The organism is Shinella sp. GW835-FHT14H05 (assembly GCF_058793575.1).
Genome location: NZ_JBXAFY010000030.1, coordinates 1 through 17,802, shown reverse-complemented (window position 1 = coordinate 17,802; position 17,802 = coordinate 1). Strand labels below are relative to the sequence as shown.

The 17,802-nt window shown below is 65.9% G+C and carries 15 protein-coding genes and 1 pseudogene; 14 read left to right on the top strand and 2 right to left on the bottom strand.

Going from position 1 to position 17,802, the window contains the following annotated elements; all coding sequences use genetic code 11:
* The first annotated feature begins 53 nt into the window (after positions 1 to 53).
* From AC1Q6Z_RS34515 to AC1Q6Z_RS34485, 7 genes are all read left to right on the top strand, one after another.
* Positions 54 to 1,169 carry a sugar ABC transporter substrate-binding protein gene (locus AC1Q6Z_RS34515; protein ID WP_492650666.1) on the top strand — a complete coding sequence of 372 codons (1,116 nt, stop codon included), beginning with the start codon at positions 54 to 56 and terminating at the stop codon, positions 1,167 to 1,169.
* Between the two features lie 76 nt (positions 1,170 to 1,245).
* Positions 1,246 to 2,211: an ABC transporter permease gene (locus AC1Q6Z_RS34510; RefSeq protein WP_492650665.1), complete on the top strand. Its 966-nt coding sequence runs from the start codon at positions 1,246 to 1,248 to the stop codon at positions 2,209 to 2,211.
* A 10-nt stretch (positions 2,212 to 2,221) separates the two neighbouring features.
* Entirely contained in the window at positions 2,222 to 3,727 is a 1,506-nt protein-coding gene (locus tag AC1Q6Z_RS34505; RefSeq protein WP_492650664.1) for a sugar ABC transporter ATP-binding protein, read from the top strand.
* A 7-nt stretch (positions 3,728 to 3,734) separates the two neighbouring features.
* Complete coding sequence (locus tag AC1Q6Z_RS34500; RefSeq protein WP_256120361.1) at positions 3,735 to 4,676, top strand: ABC transporter permease; 942 nt, start codon at positions 3,735 to 3,737, stop codon at positions 4,674 to 4,676.
* A 10-nt stretch (positions 4,677 to 4,686) separates the two neighbouring features.
* The gene (locus AC1Q6Z_RS34495; protein ID WP_492650663.1) at positions 4,687 to 5,721 is read left to right on the top strand and encodes a zinc-dependent alcohol dehydrogenase; all 1,035 of its coding nucleotides are present in this window, start codon (positions 4,687 to 4,689) and stop codon (positions 5,719 to 5,721) included.
* 21 nt (positions 5,722 to 5,742) lie between these two features.
* Positions 5,743 to 7,239 carry an aldehyde dehydrogenase family protein gene (locus AC1Q6Z_RS34490; protein ID WP_492650662.1) on the top strand — a complete coding sequence of 499 codons (1,497 nt, stop codon included), beginning with the start codon at positions 5,743 to 5,745 and terminating at the stop codon, positions 7,237 to 7,239.
* Positions 7,239 to 8,834: a GMC family oxidoreductase gene (locus AC1Q6Z_RS34485; protein ID WP_492650661.1), complete on the top strand. Its 1,596-nt coding sequence runs from the start codon at positions 7,239 to 7,241 to the stop codon at positions 8,832 to 8,834. Before AC1Q6Z_RS34490 ends, AC1Q6Z_RS34485 begins: the two co-directional genes overlap by 1 nt.
* A gap of 425 nt (positions 8,835 to 9,259) precedes the next feature.
* Here AC1Q6Z_RS34485 and AC1Q6Z_RS34480 read toward each other — a convergent pair whose 3' ends face one another.
* A complete protein-coding gene (locus AC1Q6Z_RS34480) occupies positions 9,260 to 10,078 on the bottom strand; it encodes an aldo/keto reductase (RefSeq protein WP_492650660.1) in 819 nt (272 codons plus the stop codon).
* A 128-nt stretch (positions 10,079 to 10,206) separates the two neighbouring features.
* Here AC1Q6Z_RS34480 and AC1Q6Z_RS34475 point away from each other — a divergent pair, with 128 nt between their 5' ends.
* Positions 10,207 to 11,778, top strand: a complete 1,572-nt coding sequence (locus AC1Q6Z_RS34475; protein WP_492650659.1) for an acyl CoA:acetate/3-ketoacid CoA transferase — start codon at positions 10,207 to 10,209, stop codon at positions 11,776 to 11,778.
* A complete protein-coding gene (locus tag AC1Q6Z_RS34470; protein WP_492650658.1) occupies positions 11,775 to 12,542 on the top strand; it encodes an enoyl-CoA hydratase/isomerase family protein in 768 nt (255 codons plus the stop codon). The genes AC1Q6Z_RS34475 and AC1Q6Z_RS34470 overlap by 4 nt, the downstream gene beginning before the upstream one ends.
* 42 nt (positions 12,543 to 12,584) lie before the next feature.
* On the opposite strand, the gene AC1Q6Z_RS34465 is transcribed toward AC1Q6Z_RS34470, so the two are convergent.
* Positions 12,585 to 13,601 carry an aldo/keto reductase gene (locus AC1Q6Z_RS34465; RefSeq protein ID WP_492650657.1) on the bottom strand — a complete coding sequence of 339 codons (1,017 nt, stop codon included), beginning with the start codon at positions 13,599 to 13,601 and terminating at the stop codon, positions 12,585 to 12,587.
* A 155-nt stretch (positions 13,602 to 13,756) separates the two neighbouring features.
* Here AC1Q6Z_RS34465 and AC1Q6Z_RS34460 point away from each other — a divergent pair, with 155 nt between their 5' ends.
* The 5 genes and pseudogenes from AC1Q6Z_RS34460 to AC1Q6Z_RS34440 all read left to right on the top strand — a co-directional run.
* Entirely contained in the window at positions 13,757 to 14,899 is a 1,143-nt protein-coding gene (locus AC1Q6Z_RS34460) for an acyl-CoA dehydrogenase family protein (RefSeq protein ID WP_435268085.1), read from the top strand.
* Entirely contained in the window at positions 14,896 to 15,666 is a 771-nt protein-coding gene (locus AC1Q6Z_RS34455) for a 3-ketoacyl-ACP reductase (protein WP_492650656.1), read from the top strand. The genes AC1Q6Z_RS34460 and AC1Q6Z_RS34455 overlap by 4 nt, the downstream gene beginning before the upstream one ends.
* A 7-nt stretch (positions 15,667 to 15,673) precedes the next feature.
* Complete coding sequence (locus AC1Q6Z_RS34450) at positions 15,674 to 16,825, top strand: dihydrodipicolinate synthase family protein (RefSeq protein WP_492650655.1); 1,152 nt, start codon at positions 15,674 to 15,676, stop codon at positions 16,823 to 16,825.
* Between the two features lie 3 nt (positions 16,826 to 16,828).
* Positions 16,829 to 17,686, top strand: coding sequence for a sugar phosphate isomerase/epimerase family protein (locus AC1Q6Z_RS34445; RefSeq protein WP_492650654.1), 858 nt, complete (start codon positions 16,829 to 16,831; stop codon positions 17,684 to 17,686).
* Positions 17,687 to 17,704: 18 nt separating this feature from the next.
* Positions 17,705 to 17,802, top strand: a pseudogene (locus tag AC1Q6Z_RS34440) (electron transfer flavoprotein subunit beta/FixA family protein); the annotation flags it as partial.

Sequence of the window (17,802 nt, the reverse complement as noted above, 5' to 3'; positions counted from 1 at the left end):
TCGAGCCGGCCGCGGCGCGGGAAGCGTTTCAATTGGGGAATCGGGAGGAACCTATGTCGACCTTTATCAAGGATTTCATCGAGCGGGAGACGGTCAGCCGTCGCAACTTCTTGCTGGCGACCGCCGCCGGCCTCGGCGCCGTCGCGGCACCCGGCCTGCTGGGCCGCGGCGCGGCACATGCCGCCCTGACGGACCCGGCGATTGCCTGGAGCTACCGCGACCGGGCGTCGGCCTACTGGAACTCGGTCATCGCCGGCGGCGAGGCCTTCGTGGAATCGCTCGGCAAGCCGAAGAGCGCGCTGGTGAGCCTCATCAACGAGGGCTCGACGGAAAAGTCGCTTGCCGACATCAAGGCGTTCCTCGCCAAGAACAACGGCAATTGCGCCATCGCCTGCGACGCCAATGACAGCCCAAATGCGCGCCCCGTCGTGGAAGCCGTGCAGGCGGCCGGCGCCTATATCTCGACCATCTGGAACAAGACCGACGACCTGCATCCGTGGGATTTCGGCGACAACTACGTCTCGCACATGACCTGGTCGGACGAGCAGCCGGCAGAACAGACCGCCCGCATCCTCTTCGAGGCGATGGGCGGCGAGGGCGGCGTCGTGCATCTCGGCGGCATCGCGGCCAACAACCCGGCCGTCGAGCGCCTCAACGGCCTCAAGAATGCGCTGAAGGATTTCCCGAAGATCGAGTTGCTGGACGCGCAGCCGGCCGACTGGGACACCCAGAAGGGCGCGGCGCTGATGGCCTCGTTCCTCACGCGCTATGGCGACAAGATCAAGGGCGTGCACTGCGCCAATGACAACATCGCCTATGGCGTCATCGAAGCCTTGCGGGCAGAAGGCATCGAGGACATGCCGATCGTCGCCTACGACGGCAATCCGGAAGCCGTGCAAATGGTCATGGACGGCCAGTTGCTCGCCACCGTCTTCACCAATCCCCATTGGGGCGGCGGCATCAGCGCAGCGCTCGCCTACCATGCCGCCATCGGCAGCTTCAAACCCTCCGAAGAGCCGAAGGAACACCGCGAATTCTACGGTCCGACGATCCTCGTTACGGCCAAGGATGCCGCGGAATTCAAGGCGAAATATCTCGATTCCGTGCCGGTCTACGACTGGAAGGACTTCTGGGGGCCGTCGAACGGCCAGATCCAGTACAAGGCCTGAGCAGGCCCGGCGGCAGCCCCAAGCGCTGCCGCCACTTTTCTTACATTAAATCTCATCGGGAAGAGGGGTGTCTGACGTGACACGTCGCCTATCGCGCGAAACCTTGATCAAGTGGGCGCCGCTCTTGGTGCTGCTGGCGCTCGTGATCTTTTTCACGGCGCTCAATCCAACCTTCTTCTCGCTGCGGAATTTCGCGCGTATCGCGATCGCCTCGGCGCCCGCGCTGATGGTCGCCGTCGGCGTCACCTTCATCATCGTCATGGGATCGATCGATCTTTCGATGGAGGGCACGATCTCGCTGACCGCGGTCGCCTTCGCCTTCATCTTCGCCCAGTTCGGCGGGTCACTCGGCGGCATGGGCTGGATCGCCATTCCATTGGTCCTCGTCCTCGGCGGCGCGATCGGGCTCCTGAACGGGCTGGTGCATGTGAAGCTCAGGATACCCTCCTTCATGGCAAGCCTCGCCATGGGCTTCGTCAGCACGGGGGCTGCCATCCTGCTCACCGGCGGCGACATCGTGAAGGTCAGCGACGCGGCGTTCCGCGGGCTGCTCACGGTGCGCTGGCTCGGCTTCCCGCTGATGGTCTACATCGCCGCCTTCTTCCTCTTCGTCGCCTGGTTCATCCAGACGCACACGACGCTCGGCCGCAATTTCTACGCCGTCGGCGGCGGCGAGGACCTGGCGCATGCCTCCGGCCTCAACGTCACCCGGGTGCGCGTCACGGGCTTTGCGCTGGCGGGCGTCTTCTATGCCATCGCCGCCATCCTCGTCGTCGCCCGTATCGGGCAGGCGGAATCGGTGACCGGATCGAACTTCATGTTCGTCTCCATCACCTCCGTCGTCGTCGGCGGCGTGGCGCTGTGGGGCGGCATCGGCGGCGTGTGGAATGCGCTGGTCGGCGTGCTCATCGTCGGCGTCATCGACAATGGCATGGTCGTCATCGGCCTGCCGGATTTCGTCCAGGACGGGGTGCTGGGCCTGCTCGTCATCGTTGCCGTCGTGCTGTCGACAGACCGCAAGATGGTTTCCTTCGTGAAGTGAGGCGCGCGCCATGTATCAGCTCAAAGCCGTCGACAAGAAATTCCCCGGCGTCCACGCCCTGAAGGCCATCGACTTCCATGTCGAGCGCGGCGAGATCGTCGGCCTGGTCGGCGAAAACGGTGCCGGCAAATCCACCCTGATGAAGGTCATCTACGGCGCCTACCAGCCAGATGGCGGCCAGGTCCTCATCAAGGGCGTGCCGGTGCGTTTTGCCAATCCGCGCCAGGCGATGGAAAAGGGCATCGGGATGGTGTTCCAGGAACAGTCGCTCATCCCCAACCTCACCGTCATGGAAAACATCTTCCTCGGCTACGAGCAGCAGTTCGTGCGCTTCGGCGTGGTGGACTGGAAGGCGATGGCGCGGGCCGCGAAAGCCCAGCTCGCCAAGGTGAAGCTCGATATCGATCCCGGCATGGTGACCTCGAAACTCTCGTTTGCGCAGCGCCAGCTCGTCGAGCTTGCCAAGGTGCTGACACTGGAGGAGCGGGTGAAGGGCGACCTCGTCATCCTGCTCGACGAGCCCACCTCGGTTCTCTCCAAGGAAGAGGTGCAGCTTCTGTTCAAGCTGGTGCGGGAACTGACCACGCGCGCCTCCTTCATCTTCGTCTCGCACCGCATGGACGAGGTGATGGACCTGTCGGACCGGATCTATGTCATGAAGGACGGCGCGGTGGTCGACGTGGTGGCGCGGGGCGGCGCGACGGCGGAAGCCATCCAGCACAAGATGGTCGGCCGCAACGTCGACAAGCAATATTACCGCGAGCACCTGCAGGCGCCCTATGACGCCTCGAAAGTGCTGGTCGAGATGGACCGCGTCGGCCTGCCCGGCCGCATCCAGGACATTTCGCTGAAGCTGCATGCCGGCGAGGTGCTGTGTCTGGTCGGTACGGAGGGCTCCGGCCGCGAGGCGATCCTGCGCACGATCTACGGCATGCTGTCGGCAACGACGGGGCGGCTTCGCATCAAGGGCGAGGACGCGGCCGGCTATTCCCCCCGCCACGCGGTCGCCCATGGCGTCGGCTATGTGCCGCGCGAGCGCAAGGTCGAGGGCATCGTCGCCGGCATGAATGTCTACGAGAACATGACGCTGTCGCAGATGAAGAACCATTCGCGCGGCGGCGTGCTGCGCGTGGCCGAAGAGCGGGCGCTGGCGCGTGACTGGATCAAGAAGCTTTCGATCAAGGCGCATTCCGAATTCGCCGATTGCGGCAATCTTTCCGGCGGCAACCAGCAGAAGGTGGTGCTCGCGAAATGGCGCTCCGGCGGCTCCGACATCATGCTGCTCGACCACCCGACGCGCGGCCTCGACATCGGCGCCAAGGAAGACGTCTACGACATGATCCGCGCCATGAGTGCGGCCGGCGTCGGCATCGTGCTCGTCGCCGATACGCTCGAAGAGGCGATCGGCCTGTCGCACACCATCATCGTCGTCAAGGACGGTCGCATCCAGAAGCAGTTCGCCTGCGAGCCGGGCGCCAAGCCCACGCCCTACGACCTCCTGCACTACATGATCTGAGGGACCAATGGATATTCAGCGCCTCAAACCGCACCTGCCCTGGATCACGCTGGTCGTGCTCGTCGCGATCGTCGGTTTCACCGATCCGGGCTTCCTGCGCCCGTCCAACCTGCTCGGCCTTGCCGGCGATATCGTGCCGCTGTTCATCATGGCGCTCGGGCTGACCTTCGCCATCTATATCGGCGGCATCGACCTGTCCGCCCAGTCCATGGCCAACATGGTGACGGTCATCGCATCCGTCTATCTCGCCTCGATGGGCGCCTGGGTCGCGGTGTTCTGCGTGGCGGCCGGCTTCCTGCTCGGCATGCTGTCGGGCTATGTGACGACCCGGCTTTTCGTGCCGTCCTTCATCTCGACGCTCGCGATCGGCGGCGTTGCCTTCTCGATTGCGCAATGGCTCTCCGGCCAGCGCGCGCTCAACATGGATGCCGTCCAGCGCAACGAGACTTTTGGCTGGATGATCGGCCGCACCTGGGGCGTGCCGCATGAACTGCTGATCGCCGCGGTGCTCGTCGCCATCTGCCTGTTCATCGAGCGGCGAACGACGCTCGGGCGGGCGCTCAAAGCGGTCGGCGCCGGCGAGCTAGCGGCGGCGGCCTCGGGCCTCAACGTCGCGCGCTACAAGATTCTTGCCTTTGCGATTTCCGGGGCGCTCGCGGCCATTGCCGGCCTGCTCTTTGCGGTGAAACTCTCGGGCGGCGCGCCGACCATCGCCAACGGCTTCCTGCTGCCCGCCATCGTCGCGGTGCTGGTCGGCGGCACGCCGCTGACGGGCGGCGTCGGCGGGGTGGTCAATACCGTCGTCGGCACGCTCATCGTCGCCGTCATCCGCGCCTCCATGCTCTATTTCGAAATCGACGCGACGCGCCAGCAGATGGTGTTCGGCATCGTGCTGATCGTCGCCATCGCGCTCACCATCGACCGCGCCAAGCTGCGCACCGTGAAGTGAGGGACCGGCCATGACCACCATGCGCGCCGCCGTGCTGACCGCCCCGAAACGCTTCGAACTGCGCGACGTCCCCGTGCCGGCCATCGGCCCGGAAGATGTGCTGGTGCGGGTGACGCGCACCGGCATCTGCGGCACGGACATCCATATCTTCAACGGCCACTACGCCGCCGACAAGCTGCCGCTCATCCCCGGCCACGAATTCTGCGGCACCATTTTCGAGCACGGCGCCAATGTGCGCCACCTCGACATCGGCGCGCGGGTGGTGGTCGATATCAATCTCGGCTGCGGCACCTGCTTCTTCTGCCACCGCAACGAGGTGCTGAACTGCGCCGAGGTCACCCAGGTCGGCATCGGCCGCGACGGCGCCTTCGCCGAATTCGTCGCGGTTCCCGCGCGGCTTGCAATCCCCGTCACGGGCGATATCGCCGACGAGGTACTGGCGCTCACCGAGCCCGTCGCCTGCGTCGTTCGCGCGGCGCGCAAGGCGAAGGCCACCTTCGGCCAGTCGGTCGTCATCTTCGGCGCCGGGCCGATCGGCAATCTGCACGTGCAGATGATGCGCCTCACCGGCGCGGCCCCGATCATCGTCACCGACCTTTCGGCCGAACGCTGCGGCATGGCGATCGAGGCGGGGGCCGATGCCGCCGTGTCCGATCCGAGCCTTCTGAGAGAGACCGTGCTGGAGATGACCGGCGGGCGCGGCGCGGACCTGGTGATCGAAAGCGTCGGCAACAAAAGGCTCTACGAGCAGGCCTTCGACCTCGCGCGCCGCGGCGGCCATGTCGCCTTCTTCGGCATCACGCCGCCGGGCGACACCGTGCCGGTCGATATCCTCAAGACCGTGCTGGAGGAGGGCAGCCTGAAGGGCTCCGTCGCCGGCATGGGCGAGGACATGCACGACGCGCTGACGCTGCTGTCGCATGGCCGTTTCCGGACGGAGGATTTCACGAGGGCGAGCTATCCGCTGGAGCGGATCCAGGAGGCTTTCGAGACGCTGGCCGACCGACCGCAAGACCTGAAGACGCAAATCGCCATCGCGGCATAAACAATCGAAGTGGAGGATCCCATGGACCAGAAGACCCCGTTCCTTTCGCCCCCGACCGCAGCGCGCACCTTCGGCTTCTTCGTCGATGGCGAGTGGAGGGACGGCGCGGAGCACTTCGAGCGCGCCTCGCCGGGCCACGGCACGCCCGTCACCCGCACGGTGCGCTGCACGGTCGACGACCTCAACGGCGCCGTCGCCGCCGCCCGCCGCGCCTTCGAGGATCGCCGCTGGTCCGGCCTTTCGGGTGCCGCGCGCGGCAGCGTGCTACTCCGCGTCGCCGAAGTGCTGCGCCGCCGCCGCGACGAGATCGCCTATTGGGAGGCGCTGGAAAACGGCAAGCCGATTTCCCAGGCGCGTGGCGAGATCGACCATTGCATCGCCTGTTTCGAGGTCGGCGCCGGTGCCGCCCGCCTGCTGCACGGCGACAGCTTCAATTCGCTGGGCGACGATCTCTTCGGCATGGTGCTGCGCGAGCCGATCGGCGTCGTCGGCCTCATCACGCCGTGGAACTTCCCGTTCCTCATTCTCTGCGAGCGCGTGCCCTTCATCCTCGCTTCCGGCTGCACCATGGTGGTGAAGCCCTCGGAAGTCACCGCCGCCACCACGCTGCTGCTCGCCGAAGTGCTGGCGGAAGCGGGCCTGCCTGCCGGCGTCTACAATGTCGTCACCGGCTCCGGCCGCACCATCGGCCAGGCGCTGTCCGAGCACGCGGACGTCGACATGCTGTCCTTCACCGGCTCCACGGCGGTCGGCCGCTCCTGCGTGCACGCCGCCGCCGACAGCAATTTCAAGAAGCTCGGCCTGGAGCTTGGCGGCAAGAACCCGATCGTCGTCTTCGCCGATTCCAACCTGGAGGACGCCGCCGACGGCGCCGCCTTCGGCATCAGCTTCAACACCGGGCAGTGCTGCGTCTCTTCTTCGCGTCTCATCGTCGAGCGCTCCGTCGCCGCCGAGTTCGAGAAGCTGCTGGTGGAGAAGATGGCCAAGATCCGCGTCGGCGATCCGCTCGACGAGGCGACGCAGGTCGGCGCGATCACCACGGAAGCGCAGAACGCCACGATCCTCGACTATATCGCCAAGGGCAAGGCGGCGGGCGCCACGCTGCTCGCCGGCGGCGGGCCGGTCGATCTCGGCCGCGGCCAGTATATCGCGCCGACGCTGTTTTCCGGTGTGTCGCGCGACATGGCGATCGCCCGCGACGAGATTTTCGGCCCCGTTCTGTGCTCCATGCCCTTCGACACGGTGGAAGAAGCCATCCAGCTTGCCAATGATACGGTCTATGGGCTTGCGGCGAGCGTCTGGACGAAGGATATCGATAAGGCGCTGACGGTGAGCCGCCGGGTTCGCGCCGGGCGCTTCTGGGTCAACACGATCATGGCGGGCGGTCCCGAAATGCCGCTCGGCGGCTTCAAGCAGTCCGGCTGGGGCCGCGAGGCGGGCGTCTACGGGGTGGAGGAGTACACGCAGGTGAAATCCGTTCATATCGAGATCGGCAAGCGCACGCATTGGATCGCATGATGGCAGAGGGCTACGACTATGTGATCGTCGGGGGCGGCACGTCGGGTTGCGTGCTGGCGGCGCGGCTTTCCGAAAACCCGTCGGCGCGCGTCTGCCTCATCGAGGCGGGCGGGCGTGACACCAATCCGCTGATCCACATGCCCGTCGGCTTCGCCAAGATGACGACGGGGCCGCTCACCTGGGGCCTGAAGACCGCGCCGCAGAAACACGCCAACAACCGCGAAATCCTCTACGCGCAGGCCAAGGTGCTCGGCGGCGGGTCCTCCATCAATGCCGAGGTTTTCACCCGCGGCGTGCCCGGCGATTACGACCGCTGGGTGGAGGAGGGCGCGGAAGGCTGGGGCTTCAGGGACATCCAGAAATATTTCCTGCGCTCGGAGGGCAATTCCATCCTTTCCGGCGCCTGGCATGGAACGGATGGCCCGCTCGGCGTCTCGAACATTCCCGAACCGCAGCGCATGACGCGCGCTTTCGTGCAGAGCTGCCAGGAATTCGGCATCCCCTACAATCCGGATTTCAACGGCCCGGTGCAGGAAGGCGCTGGCGTCTACCAGACGACGACGCGCGACAACCGCCGCTGCTCGGCCGCCGTCGGCTATCTGCGCCCGGCCCTGAAGCGCGCGAACCTCACGGTCGTGACGGGCGCGTTGGTGCTGCGCGTTGTCTTCGAAGGCCGCCGCGCCGTGGGCGTCGATTTCGAGGTGGACGGCAAGCGCCGGACGGCGCGGGCCGAAAGCGAAGTGCTGGTCACCTCCGGCGCCATCGGCACGCCGAAGCTGATGATGCTCTCGGGCATCGGCCCGGCCGACATGCTGAAGAGCCATGGCATCGATGTGGTGCAGGACCTATCCGGCGTCGGGCAGAACCTGCAGGACCATTTCGGCGTCGATATCGTCGCGGAACTGAAGAACCACGACAGCCTGGACAAGTACAACAAGCTGCACTGGTCGATCTGGGCGGGCATTCAATATACGCTGTTCAACTCCGGCCCTATTACCTCGAACGTGGTGGAGGGCGGCGCCTTCTGGTATGGCGACAAGGCGAGCCCGACGCCGGACCTGCAATTCCATTTCCTCGCTGGCGCGGGCGCCGAGGCGGGCGTTCCCGGCGTACCGAAGGGCTCTTCCGGCATCACGCTCAATTCCTATACGCTCCGCCCGAAATCGCGCGGCACGGTGACGCTGCGCTCGGCCGATCCGCGCGCGCTGCCGGTCATCGACCCGAATTTCCTGAGCGATCCGGACGACATCAGGATCTCGGTCGAAGGTGTTAAAATCAGCCAGGAAATCTTCGCCCAGCCGTCCTTGCAGAAATACATCAAGACCCTGCATTTCCCGGACAAAAGCGTGCGCACGGAAGCGGACTACGTCGCCTATACCCGCCAGTTCGGCCGCACCTCCTATCACCCGACCTGCACCTGCAAGATGGGTCGCGACGCCCTGTCGGTGGTCGATCCGCAACTGCGCGTGCACGGCCTCGACGGCATCCGCATCTGCGACAGCTCCACCATGCCCAGCCTCGTCGGCTCCAACACCAATGCAGCAACGATCATGATCGGCGAGAAGGCGGCGGACATGATCCGCGGCAATGCCTGATCCAGTTTAACTCCCAAGCAAAAAAGGGCGGCCCAACGGCCGCCCTTATTCATTGGCCCCCCACGCGCTGAGTTCATTGGTCCAAAAGCCGCAAACCTCTCCTCCGTCATGCTCGGGCTCGACCCGAGCATCCACGCCCCGGGTGCCAAATGGATCCTCGGGTCGAGCCCGAGGATGACGTGGAGGGTGTGGCAAGGCTCGCTGCACAGCAAAGGGCGGCACAGTGGCCGCCCTGAAATCATTGGTCCACATGCGCTGAGTTCGTTGGCCAAAGGCGCCAAACCACTCCTCCGTCATGCTCGGGCTTGACCCGAGCATCCACCCCTTGGGTGATGCATGGATCCTCGGCTCAAGCCCGAGCATGACGCAGGGTGGGGCGAGGCTCGCTGCACAGTGAGGGCGGCACGGTGGCCGCCCTTTTTTAATCAATCCCACTCAGGCACCCAAGGCAGCAGCCCCGGCTTGATGATGCGGTAGCCGGTGGCGTTGAGGGTGTCGATGCGGGCCATGTCGACGGAGGAGAGGGTGAAATCCATGATCTCGAAATTCGCCCGGATGTTTGCCGGCTTGGTCGACATGGTGTTGAGCGGCACGCCCTTCTGGAGGATCCAGCGCAGCACGACCTGGGCGGCCGACTTGCCGTAACCTTCGCCGATCTCGGCGAAAAGCCCGTGCTTGAAGACTTCGCCGCGCGCCACCGAGGCGTATGACGAGAGCGGAATGCCGGTCTCCGTGGCGGCTGCGAGAAGCTTGTTCTGGTCGAGCAGCGGGTGGAACTCCACCTGGTTGGTGACGAGCGGCACATCGACGACCGCTTTCGCCTCCCGCATCATGCGTGCCGTATAGTTCGACACGCCGATCGCGCCCGCCAGGCCCTTGTCATGGGCCTCCTGCAACAGGCGCAGCGACGGGGCGACGTCGCCATCGGCCGGCGGCCAGTGCAGCAGCAGCACATCGGCGCGGTCGAGCTTCAGCGCCGCGAGGCTCGCCTCCACCGAGGGGATGAATTTCTCCGCGCTGTAATTGTCCGGATGCACCTTCGTGGTGATGCAAAGCTCGGTGCAGGCGACGCCGCCGGCGGCAAGGGCCGCCCCGGTCTCGGCCTCGTTGCCATACATCTGCGCGGTGTCAAACGCGCGGTAGCCGGCTTCGAGGGCTGCGTCCACGGCGGCGCGCAGGTCGTCTCCCTTCAGCGGATAGGTGCCGAAACCGCGCTGAAAGCTCTTCTGGAAATAGATGTTCATGCCTCCTCCTTGGCTGGTCGATGCGCCGGCGGTGCGGGCGCGAAAATCTTGCTTGCCCGATTGCTCCGGCCGTGCTTAATGTATAACTAGTTAGTTACTTAATGCAATGGAGATCGGAGGATTCGGCCATGAAGAAGGTGAAGACGGCAGAGGAGGCGGCCAGGCTCGTCAAGGATGGCGCGGTCGTCGCCGTCAATTCTTCCTCGGGCCTGTGCTGCCCGGATGCCGTGCTGAAAGCGCTCGGTGAGCGCTTCGATCGCGAGGGTCATCCGCGCGGGCTGACCTCCGTCCACCCGATCGCGGCCGGCGATTTCTTCGGCACCAAAGGCGTCGACCACATCGCCAAGCCCGGCATGCTGGAAAAGATCATCGGCGGCTCCTATCCCTCCGGGCCGAGCAATGCCGAGCCGCCGCTGATCTGGCAGATGATCCTCAAGGAAGAACTCGCCGCCTGGAACGTGCCCTCCGGCATCGTCTTCGACATGCTGCGCGAGGGTGCGGCCAAGCGGCCGGGCGTACTGACCAAGGTCGGCATGGAAACCTTCGTCGATCCCGATCAGGACGGCTGCGCGATGAATGCCAGCGCGCGGGCCGCACCGCTCGTCAAGCGCGTCGAATTTGCCGGCGAGGACTGGTTGCATTTTCCGGCTATCCGGCCGGATGTCGCGATCATCCGCGCCACGACCGCCGACGAGAAGGGCAACCTCACCTTCGAGCAGGAGGGTGCCACCCTCGGTGCCATGGAGATGGCGCTTGCCGCGCGCAATTCCGGTGGCCTCGTCATCGCGCAGGTCAAGCGCGTGGCGGCCAGCGGCTCGCTCCGGCCGCATGACGTGCGCGTGCCCGGCATTCTCGTCGATGTCATCGTGGAGGCGCCGGAGCAGTTGCAGACGACGGCGACGCCCTATGATCCGGCGATTTCCGGCGAGCTTTTCCGCCCGCTCGACACCTTCCGCCTGCCAGCGCTCGATGTCGGCAAGGTCATTGCGCGGCGCGTGGCGCGGGAGCTCAAGGAGGACTGGGCGGTCAATATCGGCTTCGGCATTTCGGCCAATGTGCCGCGCATCCTCATCGAGGAAGGCCACCACGGCAAGATCACCTGGGTGATCGAGCAAGGCGCCGTCGGCGGCGTGCCGCTGCTCGATTTCAAGTTCGGCTGCGCCTCCAATGCGGAGGCCTTCGTCGCCTCGCCGCACCAGTTCTGTTACTTCCAGGCCGGCGCCTTCGATTGTTCGCTGCTGTCCTTCCTGGAAATCGACGCCGAAGGCTCGGTCAATGTCAGCCGGCTGGCGGCCACACCGCATCGCACCGCCGGCGCCGGCGGCTTCGTCGACATCACGGCGCGGGCGAAAAAGATCGTCTTCTCCGGCAATTTCAATGCGGGCGCGAAAATGCACATCGAGGATGGCCGGCTGGTCATCGACAAGGAGGGCCGCATCGCCAAGATCGTGCCGAAGGTCGACCAGGTCAGCTTTTCCGGTAAACGCGCCCGCGCGCAGGGGCAGGACATTACCTATGTCACGGAACGCTGCGTCATCCGGCTGGAAGCGGACGGGCTGGTCGTCACCGAAATCGCGCCCGGCCTCGATCTCCAGCGCGATGTGCTCGACCAGGCGGCCACGCCGCTCAGGGTCTCCGAGACGCTGAAGACCATGGACGACGCGCTGTTCCGCGCCGAGACCATGGGCCTCGCCCTGTGAGCGACCCGCGCATCGCGCTCGTCGTCGAGGACCGCATCGCCAGACTGACGTTGCGCCGCCCGGAAAAACTGAACGCCATCGACGCCGAAATGGTCGACGCGCTTTTGCAGGCCTGCCGGGATATCGAGCGGTCGGAGGCGCGCGTCGCTATTCTGACCGGCGAGGGCGCGCGGTCCTTCTCGGCGGGCGGCGATATCGCGGACTGGAGCAGCCTCGATGCGGAGGCGTTTTCGCGGCGTTGGCTGCGCGACGGGCACGACGCCTTCGATGCGCTGGCGCGCCTCACCGTGCCGCTGATCGCCGTGCTGAACGGCCACGCGCTCGGCGGCGGGCTGGAGTTGGCCGCCTGCGCCGACCTGCGCATCGCGGAAGCCCATGTAAAGATCGGCCAGCCGGAGCCCGGCCTCGGCATCATTCCCGGCTGGTCCGGCACGCAGCGCGCCGCGCGGCGTTTCGGGCCGTCGCTGGTGCGCCGCATGGCGCTGTTCGGCGAAGTCTTTTCGGCGGATGAGGCATTGGCGCTCGGGCTGGTCGACCAGGTCGTGCCAACGGGCGAAGGCCCGGCCGCGGCGGAGGCCGCCGCCCAGCGCGTGCTGCAACGCGCGCCGCGCGCCACCGAGCTCACGAAAATGCTGATCAACGCCGCAGAGGGCGAAGAGAATGCGCGTGTCGTCGAGGCGCTGGCAGGTGCTGCGGCTGCGGCATCGGCGGACCTCGCGGAGGGCCTTGCCGCCTATCGGGAAAAGCGGGCGCCAGCGTTTTAGCAGACAGGAGGCCCGCGCCGCCAGGCAGCGCGGGCGGCAGGCTCAGGCCGGCACCGGCGCGTCTTCGCGCAACAGGCCCTTGCGCTTCAGATCCGCCCAGAACTCACCGGGAATCGGGTGCGAGAACCAGGCAAGGTTCTGGTCCAGCTGCTCCACCGTGCGCGTACCCGCCATGAAGGACGGCACTGCCGGGTGGGCGACGACGAATTGCAGGGCGGCGGCGGCCAGCGGCACGCCATGTTCGGCGCAGACGGCCTCGATCTTGGCGACCTTTTCCAGGATCTCGCGGGGCGCCGGGGCATAATTATACTTGGCGCCTTCCTTCGCACCAGTAGCGAGGATGCCGGAATTGAAACCACCGCCCACCACGACGGCCGCACCGCGTTCCTCGCAGAGCGGCAGGAAGGCATCGAGCGCTTCCTGCTCCAGCAGCGTATAACGGCCAGCGAGCAGGAAGCAGTCGAAATCGCGGCGCTTCAGCGCCTCATGGCAGACCTGCCATTCATTGACGCCGACGCCGATCGCCTTCACCAGCTTTTCCGAGCGCAGCTTTTCAAGCGCCCGCCAGGCGCCATCCATCGCCTGCTCGAACACCTCCGGCTGCGCGTCACCACGCGTGAAAACGTCGATGTCGTGGATGAAGCACATCTCCATGCGCTCCAGCCCCAGCCGTTGCAGGCTGTCCTCGAAAGCGCGCATCGTGCCGTCGTAGCTATAGTCGAAATGCATGGTGAAGGGCGCGGCGTTCTTCCAGGGCGCGAAGTCGATCGTCTCGCGCCGCGCCGGGCGCAGCAGGCGGCCGACCTTCGAGGCGAGCACGAAATCGTCGCGCTCCTTCCAGCGCAGCGCATGGCCGGTGCGCAGCTCCGCCAGGCCATGGCCATACATCGGCGCGGTATCGAAGAAGCGCACGCCCGCATCCCAGGCATGCTCGAACATGGCCGCGGCCGTCGCCTCGTCGATCTCCTGGAAAATGTTGCCGAGGGGGGCGGTGCCGAAGCCGAAGCTGGTGACCTCGATATCCGTGCGGCCGAATTTTCGCTTGTCGCTCGCGTGCATACTTATCCTCCATAAGTAACCGTATGGTGAATAGTAAGCACGGCCCAACCCCCTGTGCAAGCAGGTTCGTGCACGTTTGGAAATTTTTCCGGCTTGACGTCGTGCATCCGTCACATGTATGTAACCAGATAGTTACTAGAAGCGAGACGAAGCCGATGTATCTCACGGAAACGCAGGAGCAGGTGCGCGACATGGCGCGCGCCTTCGCCGATGAAATGATCCGCCCTCTGGCCGAGGAACTGGACCGCGAGGAGAGTTTCCCCGCCGCCCTCTATGACGAGATGGCCAAGCTCGGCCTGTTCGGCATCGGCGTGCCGGAGGCGCTCGGCGGCCCGGGCTTCGATACGCTGACCTACGCGTTGGTGATGGAGGAGCTCAGCCGCGGCTACGCCTCCGTCGCCGACCAGTGCGGCCTGGTCGAGCTCATCTCGACTTTGCTCGTGCGCCACGGCACGGAGCGCCAGCAGGCGCTGCTTCCCGACATTCTCGGCATGCGCGCCAAGGTCGCCTATTGCATCACGGAGCCGGAGGCCGGCACCGATGTTTCGGGCATCCGCACGACGGCGGTGCGCGACGGCGACGGCTGGCGGCTCGATGGCGGCAAGATCTGGATCCACAATGCGCCGGTCGCCGATTACGGCTTCGTGCTTGCCCGCACCGATAAGGATGCCGGCAATCGCGGCATGTCGATCTTCATCGTCGACCTGCATGCGGCAGGCGTCGAGCGCGGCCCGAAGGAACACAAGATGGGCCAGCGCGCCAGCCAGGTCGGCGCGCTGAATTTCGCCGATGTGCGCCTTTCCGCCGACGCCCTGCTCGGCACGGAAGGCCGCGGGTTCCACATGATGATGTCGGTGCTCGACAAGGGCCGCGTCGGCATCGCCTCGCTTGCCGTCGGCATCGGCCAGGCGGGTCTGGAAGCCGCGCTCGACTATGCCGGCACGCGAAAACAGTTCGGCAAGGCGATTTCCGATTTCCAGGGCGTGCAATGGTTGCTCGCCGACATGGCGAAGGATATCGAGGCCGCGCGCCTGCTCGTGCATTCCGCCGCCTCGAAGATCGATTCCGGCGCGGACGCGACGAAGGCCTGCTCGATTGCCAAATGTTTTGCCGGGGACATGGCCGTGCAGCGCACCGCCGATGCCGTGCAGGTCTTTGGCGGCTCGGGCTACATCCGCGGTTTCGAGGTGGAGCGGCTCTATCGCGACGCCAAGATCACGCAGATCTACGAGGGCACCAACCAGATCCAGCGCATGATCATCGCGCGCGAACTCTTGAAGAAGGGTGCGCGGGCATGAGCGCCCGGCCGGTCGCGCTCGTCACCGGCTCGTCGCGCGGCATCGGGCTGGCGGTGGCCGAAGCACTCGCAGGCCAGGGTTTTGCCGTCGCTATCAACGGCCCGGCCGAGGACGAGGAACTGTCGGCGGCCGTCGCGCGCATTGCAGCGCTGGGCGTGCCGGTCGTTGCCGCCCCCTTCGACGTTACCAGTATCGCTGGCCACGAAGCCGCGCTCGACGCCATTGAGGAAAAGCTCGGCCCGCTCACCACGCTGGTCAACAATGCCGGCGTGGGCGTGCTCCAGCGTGGCGACATGATGGACGTGTCGGAGGAAAGCTGGGACCGCTGCTTTTCCGTCAATGCCAAGGCGCTGTTCTTCCTGAGCCAGGCCTTCGCCCGCCGCCTGCTGGCGCGCGAGCGGCCGCCGCTCTTCCATTCGATCGTCAATATCACCTCGTCCAATGCCGTCGCGGTGGCCGAGCAGCGCTCGGAATATTGCGCTTCCAAGGCCGCCGCCGCCATGGTGTCCAAGGCGCTTGCCGTGCGGCTCGGGCGCGAGGAGATCGCCGTCTATGACGTGCAGCCGGGCCTCATCGCCACCGAGATGACCGCGCCGGTCATCGATGCCTATCGCGAACGGGCGGAGCAGGGCCTGACGCTGTTTCCCCGCGTCGGCCAGCCCGACGATATCGGCACGCTGGTCGCCTCGCTTGCGTCGGGGCGGCTTCCCTACACCACCGGCCTCACCATCCCGGCGGATGCCGGCATGCTCGTCCCGCGCTTCTGAGGGTTTTTTGATGAACATCGCGCTTCCCGATACCGCCGGCCGCCTCTCGGATTACACCCTGACAGGCCAGCCGATCGCCGCGGCCAAACTCGGCAGGAACCCGGCCCGCACCGTCTATTCTGCCGCCCATGTGGTGGCCGATCCCTTCACCGCCAACGATCCCTCCGGCCGCGCCACGGTCGATTGGGAAAAGACCATGGAGTTCCGCCGTTACCTCGCCGGCCTCGGCCTCGGCATTGCGGAGGCGATGGACACCGCGCAGCGCGGCATGGGCCTCGACTGGCCGGGCGCGCTGGAGCTCATCCGCCGCACGCGCGAGGAGCTGCCGGACGCGCTGGTCGCCAATGGCTGCGGTACGGACCATCTCGACCCCGCGACGGTGACCAGCCTCGACGCCGTGCGCCGCGCCTATCTGGAGCAGGCCGACGCCATCCAGAAGCTCGGCGGGCGCATCATCCTGATGGCCTCGCGCGCTCTGGTGCGCGCCGCCAAGGGGCCGGAGGACTATATCAAAATCTATTCGGACGTGCTGTCGGCCTGCGACGAACCAGTGATCCTGCACTGGCTCGGCGACATGTTCGATCCGCAGCTCGCCGGCTACTGGGGCAGCGCGGATTTCGACCCCGCCATGCAGACGGCGCTCGCCGTCATCGGCGAAAACACGGCCAAGGTGGATGGCATCAAGATCTCGCTTCTCGACAAGGAGAAGGAAATCCGCATGCGCCGCCGCCTGCCGGCGGGCGTCAAAATGTATACGGGCGACGACTTCAACTATCCCGAACTGATCGAGGGCGACGAAGAGGGCTTTTCCCATGCCCTGCTCGGCATCTTCGATCCGCTGGCGCCCGCCGCGGCTTACGCGGTGGAGCGGCTGGGCGAGGGCGACAAGGCCGGCTTCCGCGCGACGCTCGATCCGACCGTGCCGCTCGCCCGACTGATCTTTCGCGCGCCGACGCAATATTACAAGACGGGCGTCGTCTTCCTTGCCTGGCTCAATGGGTTCCAGGACCATTTCATCATGCTGAACGGCGCGCAGGCCATGCGGCCGCTGCCCTATTTCGTGGACCTCTTCCGCCATGCCGACCAGTGCGGCCTGCTGCGTGATCCGGAGCTTGCCGTGGAGCGCATGAAGAAGCTGCTCGCGCTCTACGGGGTCTAGGCGATGCGGGATTTTTCCAGCGACCATTCGGCGCTTGCGCTCAACACCGCGAGCCTCGGGCACAATCTCGAAGGCCATGGCGCGGGCTGGTCGCCGGAGCGGGTGATCGATGCCTGCGCGGCGCGCGGTTTCGGCGGCATCGTCTTCTGGCGGCGGGAAATCGGCGCGCGGTCGGTGGAGATCGGCGAACGGGCGCGGGCGGCGGGTCTTTCCGTCGCCGGGCTTTGCCGCACGCCGTTCCTCGTCGGCACGGAGGCGGTGGACAGGGTCGCGGTGATCGATGAGGCCAAGGCCTCCATCGACATGGCGGCGGGGCTTGGGGCAGAGGTGCTGACCATCGTAGTCGGCGGCGTGCATCCGGGCACCAGGGGCACGGCGGAAAGCCTCAAGATCGTCGCCGACCGTGTCGCCGCGATCGCGCCCTATGCGGCGGAGCGGGGTGTCAAGCTGGCGCTCGAACCGCTCAACCCGGTCTACGCCGGCAACCGCTCGTGCCTGACGACGGTGCGCGATGCCGTCGATCTTTGCGAAACGGTCGGCGCGCCGAACCTCGGCATCGCCGTCGATGTCTACCATGTCTGGTGGGACACGGACCTCGACGCCCAGTTGCAGCGCGCGGGAAAGGACCGGATTTTCGGCTACCACCTGTGCGACTGGCTCGCCGATACGCGCGACGTGCTGCTCGACCGCGGCATGATGGGCGACGGCGTCGCCGATTTGAAGGCGATCCGCGCCAGCGTCGAGGGCGCGGGCTATGCGGGGCCGTGCGAGGTCGAAATCTTTTCCGCGAACACCTGGTGGAAACGGGACCCCGGCGGGGTCCTCGATGTGATGGTCGAGCGTTTTCGCACGCTCTGCTGACGATTTAGGAGATTCTTTATGAAACTGCTGGTGCCCATCAAGCGGGTCGTTGATTACAACGTCAAAATTCGCGTGAAGGCGGATGGCTCGGGTGTCGAGCTAGCGAATGTGAAGAT